Source organism: Achromobacter sp. Root83 (assembly GCF_001428845.1).
Taxonomy (GTDB): Bacteria; Pseudomonadota; Gammaproteobacteria; order Burkholderiales; family Burkholderiaceae_B; genus Achromobacter.
Window position 1 is genome coordinate 581939 of sequence record NZ_LMIU01000001.1, and the last position, 14576, is coordinate 596514.

At 68.5% G+C, this 14576-nt stretch carries 6 protein-coding genes; 5 read left to right on the plus strand and 1 reads right to left on the minus strand.

What is annotated here, in order from left to right:
- Nucleotides 1-78: 78 nt before the first annotated feature.
- The 3 genes from ASE30_RS02635 to ASE30_RS02645 all read left to right on the plus strand — a co-directional run bounded on the left by ASE30_RS02635 (nucleotide 79) and on the right by ASE30_RS02645 (nucleotide 10658).
- Nucleotides 79-2076 carry a transcriptional regulator gene (locus ASE30_RS02635; protein ID WP_235515165.1) on the plus strand — a complete coding sequence of 666 codons (1998 nt, stop codon included), beginning with the start codon at nucleotides 79-81 and terminating at the stop codon, nucleotides 2074-2076.
- 180 nt (nucleotides 2077-2256) lie between these two features.
- Nucleotides 2257-9117, plus strand: a complete 6861-nt coding sequence (locus tag ASE30_RS02640; protein WP_057282687.1) for an autotransporter outer membrane beta-barrel domain-containing protein — start codon at nucleotides 2257-2259, stop codon at nucleotides 9115-9117.
- A 164-nt stretch (nucleotides 9118-9281) separates the two neighbouring features.
- The gene (locus ASE30_RS02645) at nucleotides 9282-10658 is read left to right on the plus strand and encodes an MmgE/PrpD family protein (protein ID WP_057282688.1); all 1377 of its coding nucleotides are present in this window, start codon (nucleotides 9282-9284) and stop codon (nucleotides 10656-10658) included.
- A gap of 114 nt (nucleotides 10659-10772) precedes the next feature.
- On the opposite strand, the gene ASE30_RS02650 is transcribed toward ASE30_RS02645, so the two are convergent.
- The gene (locus tag ASE30_RS02650) at nucleotides 10773-11501 is read right to left on the minus strand and encodes an IclR family transcriptional regulator (RefSeq protein WP_235515166.1); all 729 of its coding nucleotides are present in this window, start codon (nucleotides 11499-11501) and stop codon (nucleotides 10773-10775) included.
- Between the two features lie 161 nt (nucleotides 11502-11662).
- On the opposite strand from ASE30_RS02650, the gene ASE30_RS02655 reads away from it, so the two are divergent.
- Both ASE30_RS02655 and purB read left to right on the plus strand, forming a co-directional pair.
- Complete coding sequence (locus tag ASE30_RS02655) at nucleotides 11663-13108, plus strand: FAD-binding oxidoreductase (RefSeq protein WP_057282689.1); 1446 nt, start codon at nucleotides 11663-11665, stop codon at nucleotides 13106-13108.
- Between the two features lie 80 nt (nucleotides 13109-13188).
- Entirely contained in the window at nucleotides 13189-14553 is a 1365-nt protein-coding gene (gene purB / locus ASE30_RS02660) for an adenylosuccinate lyase (RefSeq protein WP_057282690.1), read from the plus strand.
- Nucleotides 14554-14576: the final 23 nt, after the last annotated feature.

Here is a 14576-nt window from a genome sequence, read left to right on the forward strand (position 1 = left end):
TTCGCGCGCCGTGCTCCCCGATGCCTACGATAGAAACCGTCCGTGGAGGCGAGCGTGGTAGCGGGCGTGGAATCCACGGTGGAATTTGGTCCCGCGCCCATCCACGTGCGCATGCTGGGACCCATGACGGTCAGCCGGGCGGGCGCCGCCCTGGCGCTGCCGCCATCGCGCAAGCTGCGCGCGCTTATTGCCTACCTGGCGCTGGCCCCGCACGCCGTCAACCGGGCGCATCTTTGCGAGCTGCTGTGGGACATCCCGAACGACCCGCGCGGCGAATTGCGCTGGTGCCTCAGCAAGGCCAGGTCGCTGCTGGACGAGCCCGGGCGCCGCAGGATCGAGACGGCGCAGGACACGGTACGGCTGGATCTGGCCGATTGCCGGGTGGACGTCATCGACATCGGCCTGGCGATGCAGCAGGGCATCGACAAGGCGGACCCGGCGCGCCTGCGCGCGCTTGCGGCGCTGTTCGTGGGCGACTTCCTGGAAGGGCTGGAGATCGGCCGCAGCCCGTTCTTCAATAGCTGGCTCACGGCGCAGCGCCGGCGCCTGCGGGCCTGCCACACCGCCGTGCTGGAGCACCTGGCCGCAAGCCTGCCGTCCGGCTCCGAAGAGAGCTTCGCCTGCCTGGACAAATGGCTGCACCTTGCCCCCTTCGACCGCCACGCGCACGAACTGCTGCTGGATTCGCTGGGCTTTCGCGGCCAGTGGCGCGAAGGCGAAGCGCATCTGGCGGCGGCGGTGCGCACCTTCGAGGCCGAGGGGCTGGACTGGCGGCCGTTGCGCGAGGCGTGGCGGGAGGTCCGGTCCCGGCGGGCGAGTCCCGCGCAGATCCCGGTTGATGCCGACGCGGCGCCACCGCGGGGCCCCGCCGACAATGCGGTGGAACGGGCGGGCCGCGCGTCGATCGCGGTCATGCCGTTCGTGGACCGGTCGGCGCAGGCGGGCGTGCGCGGGGGGCTGGCGGACGGCCTGGCCTTTGACATCATCACCCGGCTGGCGAAGCTGCGCAGCCTGTTCGTCATCGCGCAGGGCACCGTCTTCGCCCTGGACCAGCGCAGCGTGGGGCCGGAGGAGGCGGGCCGCACGCTCAATGTGGACTACGTCGTCAGCGGATCGCTGCGGCGCCAGGACCAGCGCGTCGCCGTGGACGTTCAACTGGTCGACTCCAGGACGGCCCGCATCGTGTGGACGGACGTCTTCGATCACAAACTGGACGACGCGTTCCTGACGCTGGACGAGATCGGCAACCGGATCGTGGCGTCGATCGAGATCGAGATCGAGGCCGCCGAGCGCAACCGCGCCATCCTGACGCCGCCGACTTCGCTGGACGCGTGGCAGGCGCACCACCGGGGCCTGTGGCACATGTACCGGTTCAACCATGCGGACAATGAGCAGGCGCGGCACTTCTTCGAGATGGCGGTACGGCTGGATCCGACGTTCTCCCGCGCCTACGCGGGCCTGTCCTTTACCCACTGGCAGACGGCGTTCCAACGCTGGGGCGAGCAAGGGCCGGCCATCGACCTGGCGTTCGAGACGGCCGGGCAGGGCCTGATCGCCGATGACCGTGATCCGGCCGCGCATTGGGCCATGGGCCGGGCGCTGTGGCTGCGCGGCAACCAGGACCAGTCGCTGACCGAATTGCGCAGCGCGGTGGACCTGAGCCCCAATTTCGCGCTGGGGCACTACACGCTGGGCTTCGTGGACTGCCAGTCGGGGGACGCCGAAGCGGCGATCGGCGCGTCCGATTATTCCCGCCATCTGAGCCCCTTCGACCCGCTGCTGTTCGGCATGCTGGCCGTGCGCGCGCTGGCGCTGGTCCGCCTGGGCCGGCTCGACGAAGCCGCCGGCTGGGCAGTCAAGGCAGCCGCGCGTCCCAACGCGCATGTGCACATCCTGGCGATCGCCGCCTGCTGCCTGGCGATGGCCGGCCGGATCGACGAGGCGCTCGGCTTCCTGCCGCTGCTGCGCAAGGCGGCGCCGTCGTATCGCGTTGATGATCTGCTGACGGCGTTCCGCCTGACGCCGGACGCGCAGGCGCTGTTTCGCGAGGCGGCCAGGCGCATCGGAATCGGCTGACGCGGCGCCGTGGGCGCCCACCTTCCCCCATCCGCGCGGGTCTTCGGGACTACGACTAAAGTCGGATGTACTAGTACTTTCGAACTGCTACTCTCGGCCAGGCTCTGGGCACCCCCGCCCGGGCGGACTCTTGGCTGTGCGTATTTGTTGCGTGTCGGTCAGCTCACTCATGGCGCGACAATGCAGAACAGATCGAAATCGACAAAGACCGCACACCGTCAGGCCCGCAAGAACACACCCAGTACCGCCACGCAGCCCAGGCTGAACTACGCAAGCCGGCTGTTCCTGGCCGCGTGGTGTTCGGCGTTTCCCCTCGCCGGCGCCGTGGCGCAGCAATCGCTGGTTTGCACGGGCTACAACCCGATGAGTTGCAACAACGACAGCGGGACGTTGACCGCGCCGGTGACCCTGACCGACAGCGATCAGAATTTCAACGTCACCAACAATGCCACGCTCGTCCTGAGTGACGGCGCCAACCCCGTGGGCGTGGAGATATTCAGCCAAGGGATACAGGGCACGCAAGGCAGCCAGACCGACCGCAACGGCGGCCAAGGCTATGACCTGACGCTGACCAACAACGGCAGCGTGTCGATGAATATCAATGGAATCGCCACGGAGATGGCCATCGGCGTGCGGGGCAGCAGCCGCGGGGGACTCGGCCTGCCGCAAAAGCCCAGCAGCGACAACGAGGGGGGCAACGGCGGCGCGGGCGGCACGGTCACGCTCACGAATAACAACGCCGTGACACTCGGGTCAGGTACCAATGCCAGCTATTCAAGCGGCGCGATGGGTGTCTATGCGGAAAGCGCGGGCGGCAATGGCGGCCCGCCGGAATCCCATGCCATCGACCACTACGGCGGCAACGGCGGCAACGCCGGCACGGTCACGCTGACCAACAATGCCTCCGTTTCCCTGGGAACCGCGGGTACGCCCTTGCTGGGCAGCGTCCGGGCCTGGGCGGTAGCGGCCGAGAGTTTCGGCGGCAGCACCGGCAATTACGCAAAAGGACAGATCACGGATGGCTCACCCGCCGGCCAGGCGGGCTCCGCGGGTGACGTGACCCTGACCAATCTGGGCAATGTTTCCGTCTATTGGACGACCATACCCGGGACCACGACGTCCGACGGCGTGGTGGGCATCATGGCCCGCAGCTTCGGCGGCACGGGCGGCTTCAGCGACTACTCCGACGATTCCGGCGGCAACGGCGGCAATACGGGGCAGGTGAAGGTCAATGTCGGCTCGGCGGCGGGCGGCGCGAAAACCCTGGTGGTCGCGAGTGGCGGACCCGGCCTGAGCGGCAACAGCGCAGGCGTGCTGGGCCTGTCCAGAGGCGGGGTCGGCGGCAATCAGGAGTCCCATGGCGCCAGCGGCGGGGCGGGCGGCAATGCGGGCGGCGTCACCATCCAGCTCAACAACACGCAGGTCAGCACGGCCGGGGATGGCGTGGCCGGCGTGGTGGGGTTTTCACGCGGCGGCAACGGCGGCCAGGGCAACGCCACCGACCATAGTACGGATGGCGGTAACGGCGGGAACGCCGGCAATGTCAGCGTCTCGCTGGATTACTCGGGCAGCACGCCCGCCCAGGCCTCGTCGGTGTCGACCAACGGCCTCGCGGCCTATGGCCTCCTGGCGCAGAGCGTCGGCGGATTTGGCGGCACGGGCACCTCGCAGGGCGGCATCGGCCAGAATGCCGGGACCGCGTTCGCGACCACCCTGAACTACTCGTCCGTCACCACCATCGGCGACTTTGCCGCCGGTATCGTGACGCAATCGATCGGCGGGGGCGGAGGCACGGGCACCGACTTCACCGATGGCCTGGCCGGGGCGGGTGGCAACGGCGGCAATGGCGGATCGGGCACGGACTCCACGATCTCCACCTCGGGGGCCATCAGCACCACGGGACAGCATGCCTATGGCCTGCTGGCGCAGTCGATCGGCGGCAGCGGCGGCACTGGCGGCGTCGGTGCGGGGCTGCTCCTGGCGCTTGGGGGAGACGGCGGCGCCGGCGGCGGCGGCGGCACGGTGTCGGTCACCAACGCGGGCAGCGTCAGGACCAACGGCTATGGGTCCACCGGCATGACCGGCCAATCCATCGGCGGCGGCGGCGGCGCGGCGGGCGCCGCTGGCGGCTTGATCGCCATTGGCGGATCGGTGTCCGCCTCGCAGAACAACAGCGGCGGCGGGGTCACCGTGACCAATACGGGTCTGGTCAGTACCCAGGGCGACGCGGCCATCGGCCTGCTCGGCCAATCGATCGGCGGCGGCGGCGGCAGCGCCGCGACGACGGCGGGCCTGTTGTCCATCGGGGGCACCGGCGGTTCCGGCGGCAACGGCGACTCGGTGACGGTACACGCGGACGGCACGCAACAGACGTCGGGCCGGTATGCCTACGGCGCGGTCGCGCAATCGATCGGGGGCGGGGGCGGCAATGGCGGTGATGCATTTGGCGTCACCACCGCGGCGCCGATTCCGACCTTGGGCGGCAGCGCGGGGGCGGGAGGCTCGGGTGGCGTGGTCTTCATGACCGTCAACAACAACGGCGTGTTGGGTACCGTGGGCGATGGATCGACGGGGCTGCTCGCCCAGTCGATCGGCGGCGGCGGAGGCAGCGGCGGCTCGGCGTCGCAGCTGGGTGTGCTGGATACCGTGTCCCTGGCGATTGGCGGGGCCGGCGGCAGCGGCGGATGGGCCAATACGGTGACCGTCCAGACCTCGGGGGCGACCCTGACGACCAACGGCGCCAGCGCGGCGGGCATCGTCGCCCAGTCGATCGGCGGCGGCGGCGGCAGCGGCGGCACCGCCCAGTCGCTGGATGTGAACCTGGGATTCAGCCTGGGGGTCACGGTAGGCGGCAGCGCCGGCTTGGGAGGCAGTGCGAACAAGGTCAGCGTGACGCTGGACAACACCAGCGTCAGCACAGCCGGCCTGACCCACGGCCGGCCGCCGGCCGCGCCCGGCTCCAAGGCGGTCGACCAGACGGATTCCTACGGCATTCTTGCGCAGTCGATCGGCGGCGGCGGCGGCAACGGAGGCAGCGTGGCATCGCAGAGCATCGCGCTGGAAGCGCCGATTCCCGACGGCACCTCTTTCGCGATTGGAACGGCGGTGGCCGTAGGCGCTTCGGGCGGCTCGGGCGGCGACGGCAGCGAAGTGGATGTGACGCTGTCCGGCACCAGCGCGGTCCAGACCGACGGCCAAGGCTCGCACGGCGTGATGGCGCAGTCCATTGGCGGCGGCGGCGGCAACGGCGGAGACTCCAAGGCCATGAGCCGCACCGTCACGATCGAAGACACCGCCGTGGCGGTCAATGTCGATACCGCCGTCGGCGGCCAAGGCGGTGTGACGGGCGACGCGGCGCTGGTCAACCTGCAGCTCCATGACACCGCCCGGATCACGACCTACGGCGATTATTCCAATGCGCTGATGGGGCAATCCATTGGCGGCGGCGGCGGGAATGCGGGCATCGGCAGCAGTGGATCCGGCGGCATTGCCAGCGGCAAGTCCTACACGGTGAATGTCGGCGTGGGCGGCAAGGGCGGCGCCGGCGGCGAAGGCGGACCGCTCCAGGCGACGCTGGACCCGGGCGCCCGCATCGCCACCTTCGGCTCGGGTTCGCGCGGCGTTCTGCTTCAATCGATCGGCGGCGGCGGCGGCGCGTCGCAGGGCGCCACCGTGGACCTGGGACTGCCATTTTCCAGCGGCGGCGGCGACACGGCTGCCTCCGCCACCACCAGTTTCAGCGCATCGGTGAATGTTTCTGTCGGTGAAAAAGGGGCCGGAGGCGGCAGCGGCGACACGATAACGCTGACCGACAACGGCACCATCATCACCTGGGGCAACGATGCGGACGGCCTATTGCTGCAGTCCATTGGCGGCAGCGGCGGCCTGGGCGGATCCGCGGGCTCGGATGCCTCGGCGGGGCCTTCGTCGTATCCCTCGGGCGGGAACAATCCCGACGCTCCTCCGCCTCCTCCTTCGAACGACACGAATCTAGGCTCGTACTCGCTGTCGGTCGCGGTGGGCGGCAAGGGCGGCGGCGGCGGCAATGGCGGCGCGGTTACCGTGAACTACGCCGGCCTCACCGCGACGCAAGGCGAGCTTGCCGACGCCATGGTGGTGCAGTCCATTGGCGGCGGCGGCGGCGTGGGCGGGTCGGCCACCGCCAAGGGCGCCAAGGGCGACGCGGCCGTGCAGATCGCCGTGGGCGGCACGGGCGGCGCGGCCGGCGACGGCGGCCTGATCACGCTGAACATGCAGGGCAAGGCAAACGGCAAGTACAGCGTGCTGGACGCCGGCCAGTTTGCCACCCTGGGCAACGTGGCCTACGGACTGCTGGCGCAGTCGATCGGCGGCGGCGGCGGCCAAGGCGCCGATGGTTCTTCCGACGTCACCTACAAGACCGCCACGACGCCGTCGTTGCTGCTTGGCGTCAATGGAACCGGCGGCAATGGCGGCCGCGGCGGCGCCATCAACATGAATGCGCCGGGCAGCCTGGTCGGGGCGTTGACGCATGGAACCGGATCTCACGCCGTGGTGCTGCAATCCATTGGCGGGGGCGGTGGCACCGCCAGCATGGGGAGCAGCGTGTCCGTCAAGGGCTCCAGCCTGATCCTGCAGTTCGGCGGCGGCGGCACTGGTAGCGCCAGCGGCGGCGGCGACGTCACCGTGAATTCCTCGCTGCTGTCGGCGACGACCGGCCATGGCGCCTATGGCTTCGTCGGCCAGTCCATCGGCGGCGGGGGCGGCATCGCCTACGCGGGCCAGGCGGCCAACATCAGTTCGGCGACGATCGACAACACGGGCCAAAGCAACGCGAACGATGCGTCGGGCGGCGCCGTCAATGTCACCCTGAACGCCGTTTCGGGAACGTCCCAGATGGACGACTATCTAGATATGCGGACTCTCGGCTCCGCGGCGCATGGCATCGTGCTGCAGTCGATCGGGGGCGGCGGCGGAATCGCGGGCGATCCCGCGGCGTCTTCGCTGCAAATGGGGTGGCAGGGCGGCGGGCAGGCCAGATCGGGGGCCACCAGCGCCAACGGCGGAGACATCACGCTGAATCTGAATTCCATGCGGATCAAGGCCACCGGCGACAACAGCTACGGCGTCATCATGCAGTCGATCGCGGATGGGGGCGGCCTGGGAGGCACCACGCAGGGGAGCTTCGCGGGGTCGGTGTACAACCACGCCAATGGCGGGGGTTCTAAGGCGGGCAGCATCACGTTTACGCAGACGGGTGGCCAACTGTTGGTTTACGGAAGCAACCCGGTCGGCGTTTTTGCCCAGAGCGACGGCAATATTTCCCAGGCGTCGCCTATTTCCCTGACCATCAACGGCACGCTTCAGACCATGACGGGAGACCCGAACGGCGTCGGCGTATGGCTGGACGGCGGCTCGGTCGGCAACACCGTCACTGTCGGCGGCTGGATCGACTCCACCGTCGCCGTGCAGCAGACGCGCAACGGCGTCACCACCGTCACCAACACGGGGACCATCTCCGGTTCGCAAATCCTCACCGCCGACAACAGCGACGCGGTCGGCGTCGTCAACAATACCGGCACCTTGCTCAACGCCGCCATCATCAAGGGCACGGTCTTCAACGACGGGGCCGTGCTGATCGGCTCGCGCTCGCAGCTAGGCCAGATGCGCGTGACCAACGACTTCAACCAGGGCGCGGCCGGCGCGCTGCATGTGAACACCGACTTTTCCAACATGCAGGTCGATACGATCTCGGTCGACGGCGCGGCGCGGCTGGGTGGGCGCGTGCAGATCGATGCGTTGACGCTGATGCCCAACCGGGAACTGACCTTCATGCAAGCTGGAACCCTGACGCCGAATGCGGCCGTGGGCGGCGCGTCGGACCTGTTCGACTTCAATGCCCGCTACACGCCCCGGACGGCGTCGGTGTCGGTGGGCAATGCCAATTTCAATGCGCTGTCGAGCAAGTACGGCGTGGGATCCAATCTGCGTGAAATGGGCAACCATCTGCAGAATATCTGGGACCGCGGCAGCAACGAGGAGCTTGGCGCGCTGTACGCCCAGCTCGACTATGCGGCCGCCGGCGGCGCATCCGGCTATTCGTCCGCGCTGAGCGACCTGTCGCCGGGCGCATCCGCCGCGCCCGCCGCGCTGGCAACTGGCGCCATGAAGGGCTTCGGCGATTCGCTGTTCAGTTGCCCGTGGTTTTCCGGCAAGGACGCGCAGACCTCCGAAGGCGACTGCACGTGGGGCCGCATCACCGACAAGACGACCCGGCTGGATGCGGGACGCGGAACATCGTCGACCAGGTCCGAGTCCATGTCCTATCAGCTTGGCGCCCAGAAGCGCATTGCGCCTAGCTGGATCCTGGGATTTTCGGGGGCCTACGAGAACAGCACCATCCGTACCGACGACAGCCGCATCCGCAGCAAGGGCGACACGGGCTACCTGGGCGCCGTGCTCAAGTACGAAACCGGTCCCTGGACCTTCTCGGGCGCCACCTACGGCAGCTACGGCGCGTACGACAACCAGCGCACCGTCGGACTGACGAGCGCGCAGGCCAAGAGCGATTCCAAGGTCTGGTCGATCGGCCAGCAGTTGCGCGCGTCGTACACCTACGCGACGGACAAGGCCTACATCAAGCCCTACGCCAATCTGGACCTGATCTACACGAGCATGCCGGGGTACAGCGAACGGGGCGCGGGGACGTCCAACCTGAACATCAAGAGCGCCGACAACCTGACGGCACTGCTCAGTCCGGGGATCGAAGTGGGCGGCCGGATCGACTTCAAGAACGGCTACACGGCGCGTCCGTTTGTGAATGTGGGCGTATCGCTGGCCAGCACGGACAAATGGGATTCCCGCGCCCAGCTCGCCGCGGCGCCCGCCGGCAGCCCGGATTTCAAGACCACGCTGGATACGGGCCGCGTCTTCGGGCAGGCATCGGTCGGTGTGCAACTGAGCAGCCGCGGTGGCTTCGACGTGCGGCTGCAATATGACGCCGTGGCCTCGGATCGGGTGCGCAGTTCGGGTGGGTCCGTCAAGGCGACGTGGAGGTATTGAGCGCAGTGGGCGGCGTGCGGTCCGGGCGGCAGCGCCCGCCGTACGTCGCCGGTTGGATATAGAGACGTTGCCGGACCGCCGTTTGCGATTTATTCCCAGCCAGCGCTTGTAATGCTGTATTGTTTCGTTGAATAAAATTAATTCCATTCAATGAAACGATAATTATGTCCACTTTCCCTGAGACCACGCTGGTTGCGCATCTGTCCGCCCTGCAACGGCGTCCGATATCTCCGGCCACGCGCCAGCGTTTGGCGCAGGCCTTGCTGGACTGGTTCACCGCCGGCTGGTCCGCTGCGCGCACACACGCCGCCGCAAGCTACCGCCGCCTGGGCCACGACTGCCATCCCGGGCCGGGAGACGTTCCGGTCTTCGGCGGCGCGGCGATGACCGTGAACGGCGCGGCGTTCGCCAACGCCGCGGTTGCGCACATCCGTGAAATCGACGACGCGCACCGCGCCGCCATGTTGCACCCGGGCGTCGTGTCGGTCACGCCCGCGCTGGCGCTGGCGGGAGGCGCAGGCATGACCCAGCGGCAGGTGGCCGACGCGGTCATTGCGGGCTATGAGGTGTCGTTGCGGCTGGGCGAGGCGCTGGGCACGGGCCACGCGGCGGGTTTTCACGCCACGGCGACGGCCGGCGCCGTAGGGGCGGCGGCATCGGCTGCGGTGGCGTTGGGGCTGGAGGGCCAGTCCCTGCACGATGCGCTGGGCATCGGCGCGACACAGTCCGCGGGCTTATGGCAATTGGTGGACGACGGCGCGCATGAGGCCAAGTCCCTGCATCCGGCGTTCGCCGTGCGCAACGGACTCGCCGCGGCGTACGCGGCGCGCGCGGGGCTGCCCGGCGCGCGGCGTTTCGCCACCGGTTCGCGCGGGCTATACCGCCTGCTGGCGGGGGACGGCCCGCTGGATGCGCTGGACGGCGGGCTGGATGCCCCCGAACGCCTGAACACCGCCACCATCAAGGCCTGGCCGTGCTGCGCACAGCTTTTCACGCCGCTGGACGCTGCCCGCGAGTTGCTGGACTTGCATGCACCGGCGCCCGAGGACATCGAATCCGTCGACGTGGAAATCTTCACCCATGCGTTGAAGATCGCCGGGGTCGATTGGCCCGTCAAGCCCGCGGAAACCTGCTTCAGCCTTCGGTACGTGGTGGCGCGCCTGCTGCTGACGGGCAAGCTGGGCATCGACGACATGGAATCCCCGGACCTGGACGCGCCAGACCTGCTGGCGCTGGCGCGGCGCATCACCGTACGCACCAGCGATCTGTTCCAGCAGGAATTCCCGCGCCTGCGGCCTTGCCGGGTGACGCTGGCGCTCAAGGACGGACGCCGGTTGAGCGCACTGAGAAAGCTGCGCCGCGGAGACCCCGAAGATCCCTACACCTGGCCCGCGCTGCAGGCGCGCATGCGCGCCTTCGCGCCCGCGATGGACGATGCAACGGCCGCCGCGATCGTGGCGTGGTGCGAGCGGTTTACCGACCCCGCCTACGACGACGCCGTCTGCGTGCCGGGCGCGGCGCTGTTCGGGGCCCGCGCCTAGGGCCGGGATGCGAGGTTTGGCGGGGCCGCCCGACGGCTGGTCAGGCGCCGCTCTGGGGCGGGTCTGCCTGAAGCCGGGCAGGAGCCGGTCTCGGGCGGGTCTACCCGAAGCCGCTCAGGCGCCGGTCTTCGGCGTCCACCCCGCCGGCGCACAGGTGCGAAAGCCCTGCTGCCCCAATTCATGGCGCACGATCTCCACCGCCTTGAGCTGCGCCGCCTCGTTGTGGCGCGAGGCCAGGCCCAGCACCACCAATGCGCCCACGAACGTGTCGTCGGCATCGAACACCGGAACGGCCACCGACGCCATTTCCGCCACGCGTTCGGACCGGGTCATGGCGTAGCCCTTTTCGTGGATGTCGCGTTCCAGCGGCGTGTCGCCGCCGGTGAAGGCGCGCAACACATGCGCCGACGATCCGCCGTCCTTCAGGCCGAGCCGCTTGCCCACTTCGACGTGGTGGCGCACTTCCTTGGACGTGTTCTCGCGGTACAGGCAGATGCGGTCATCGCCGCTGCGCACATACAGCGCCACGGTCTCGCCGGTCTGTTCCATGACGGCGCGCAGCACCGGCTGCAGCCGCGAACCCAGGTCGAACGTGTCGCGGTACAGCATGCCCATGTGCAGCAGCGCCGGTCCCAGCGCATAGGTGCTGCTGTCGTAGCGATGGATCATGCGCGCCTTGATGAACACGGCCAACAGGCGGAGCAGGGTGGCTTTGTCCAGCCCCGTGCGCTCCGCCAGGTCGCGCAGCGACAGGCGCGGGCTGTCCTCGTTGAAACATTCCAGGATGGAGATGCCGCGTTCGAGCACGCCGGCGGGCGGCTTAGGGGAATTCTGGCTTGACACGGTTTCCAATGCTTCCTATAGTTTTGTTCAATAAAACTAATTTTAATCAATGAAACGCAAGTTGGCTACCCGAGCAAGGAACCGCCAGCTTGATGTTCGACCAGGAGACACGCGTGACGCAATGCCGGGAGATCGCATCCGGCCCTGCGAACCGAAGCATTATGCCCAATCACATCGATGCCTTCGCGGCGGCGCTGGCCACCATAGTCGGACCCGCCCACGTTTTGACCGTGCCGGGCGATACCGCCCGCTACACCTCGGACTGGCGCCGCAATTTTCCGGGATCCGCGCGCGCCGTGGTGCGTCCAGCCAGCACGCAGGAGGTGGCGCGGGTGGTGACGCTGTGCGCCGCCGCGGGCGTGGCGGTGGTGCCGCAGGGCGGCAACACCGGCCTGGTGGGCGGGTCCACCCCCGACGTCTCGGGCCAGGAAGTGGTGTTGAGCCTGGACCGCATGACGGCGGTGCGCAGCGTGGATCCCCTGGACAACAGCATCACGCTGGAGGCGGGCTGCACGGTGCTGGCTGCCCAGCAGGCCGCCGCCGCCGCCGGCCGGCTGTTCGCCCTGTCGCTGGCGTCCGAGGGCAGCGCCACCGTGGGCGGCGTGGTGTCGACCAACGCGGGGGGCGAACAGGTGCTGCGCTACGGCAACACCCGCGACCTGACGCTGGGCCTGGAAGTGGTACTGGCGGACGGCAGCGTGCTGGCGCAATTGGGCACCTTGCGCAAGGACAACACCGGGTATGACCTGAAGCAGCTTTTCATCGGCGGCGAGGGCACGCTGGGCGTGGTGACCGCCGCTTCCTTCAAGCTCTATGCGCAGCCGCGCAAGGTCGTGACCGTCTGGGCGGCGGTGCCCACGCCGCTGGCGGCCGTGGACCTGCTGGCGCGGCTGACCGACGCGGTGGGTGAACGCGTCACCGCGTTCGAGCTCATCGGCCGCCAGACGCTGGTCCAGGTGCTGGCGCATCCGCTGGACGGCATGCGCGAGCCGCTGGACGGGCAAGGCCCGTGGGCCGTGCTGTTCGACGTGTCCGAGACGTCCGCGCTGATGGATCCCGAACCCGCCGTCCACGGCGTGCTCGAAGCCGCCATGGAAGAGGGCGGTGTCAGCGACGCGGTCATCGCGGCGTCCGGCCGCCAGGCGCACGAGCTGTGGGCGCTGCGGGAGCACGTCCCGGAAGCGCAGCGGCTGGACGGCCCGTCGATCAAGCACGATATCTCGGTGGCGGTATCCCGCATTCCCGATTTCATCGCGCTGGCGGGCGCGCGGCTGGAGGCCTTGATGCCGGGTATCCGCATTGTCTGCTTCGGCCACGTTGGCGACGGCAATCTCCACTACAACCAAAGCAAACCGGCGGGCATGGACGACGCCGCCTTCCTGGCGCGGGCCGATGCGGTCCACGACGTGGTGCACGGCGCGGCCGCCAGCCTGGGCGGATCCATCTCCGCCGAGCATGGCATCGGCCGGCTCAAGCAGGATGCCTTTCTGCAATTCAAACCCGCAGTATCCGTCGCCGTCATGCAGCGCATCAAGCAGGCGCTTGACCCGCGCGGGACCTTCAATCCGGGCCGTCTGTTGCCGCGTCCCGTCCGTGAGCCTTCTTGACTCAGCGCTCTCCAACCCAGCCCTCTCTAACCCAGTCCTCTCAATAACCAGCCCTTTCATTCAACCCAGGAATCCGCGTCATGTCCGTATCCGTTTTTGATATGCAATCGCTCCAGCACCTATGGAGCACCGAAGAGTTGCGTGCCATCTTTTCCGAAGAGAACCGCATCCAGAAATGGCTGGACTTCGAAGCGGCGCTGGCCGACGCGCAGGCCGAGCTGGGCATCGTCCCGGCGGCGGCGGCCAAGGAAATCCGCGCCCAGGCCAAGGTGGCCAATATCGACATCGGCGAGATGTCGGCGGAGATCCGGCGCATCAAGCATTCGCTGGTGCCGGCGCTCAAGCAGTTGCAGGCACGCTGCGGCGCGGACCACGGGGAATGGGTGCACTACGGCGCCACGACGCAGGACGTGGTCGACACCGGCGTGGCGCTGCAGCTCAAGGAAGTGCACGCCGTGATCCTGCGCGACACCGTGGCGGTGGGCCAGGAACTGGCGCGGCTGGCCCAGACCCACCGCGACACGCCCATGGCCGGGCGCACGCATGGCGTGCAGGCGCTGCCCATCACCTTCGGCCACAAGTGCGCCGTCTGGCTGGACGAGTTGTCGCGTCACCATGACCGGTTAAAGGAATGCGAGGCGCGCGTGCTGGTGGGCATGGTGGCGGGCGCCGTGGGCAGCCAGGCGTCGCTGGGTGAGCAGGCCGAGGAGGTCGAACGCCGCACGCTGACCAAGCTGGGGCTGGGCACGCCGCCCGTCAGTTGGGCGCCGGCGCGCGACCGCTACACGGAATACGCGCTGGTGCTGGCGATGCTGGGCGCCACCTTGTCGAAGATCGGCAACGAGCTATTCAACATGCAGCGCAACGAGTTCGGCGAGGTGGAAGAGGCATTCTCGTCGGGCAAGCTGGGGTCGTCCACGATGCCGCACAAGCGCAATCCGACCTCCGCCGAGAACCTGGCGGGCCTGTGCCGGCCGCTGCGCGCCAGCGCGGCGCTGATGCTGGAGGGCATGGTGCAGGAAGGCGAGCGCGACGGCGTGGCCTGGAAGATCGAATGGAAGGCGCTGCCCGAATGCTGCCTGATCGCGGGCGCCATGCTGTTCCAGGCCAAGAACCTGCTGGCCGGGCTGCGGGTGGACTCGGACGCCATGGCGCAGAACCTGGACCGCATGCGCGGCTACCTGCTGTCGGAACACGTCATGCTGGAACTGTCGGATCGCGTGGGCAAGCAGACCGCGCATGAATGGATCTACGAAGCGTCCATGCACGGCATCACGCACAAGCTGGATTTTGGAGAGGCGCTGAGTCAGCATCAAAAGCTGGCCGACCTGCTGGGGCCGGATGAAATCCGCAGGCTGACCGATCCGGCGGGCTATCTGGGGCAATGCGCCGCCTCGGTGGACCGGGTCGTAGGCCGGCAACAGGCGGGATGGCTCGCCGCCTGACCGCAGCCTGATAAAAACATACA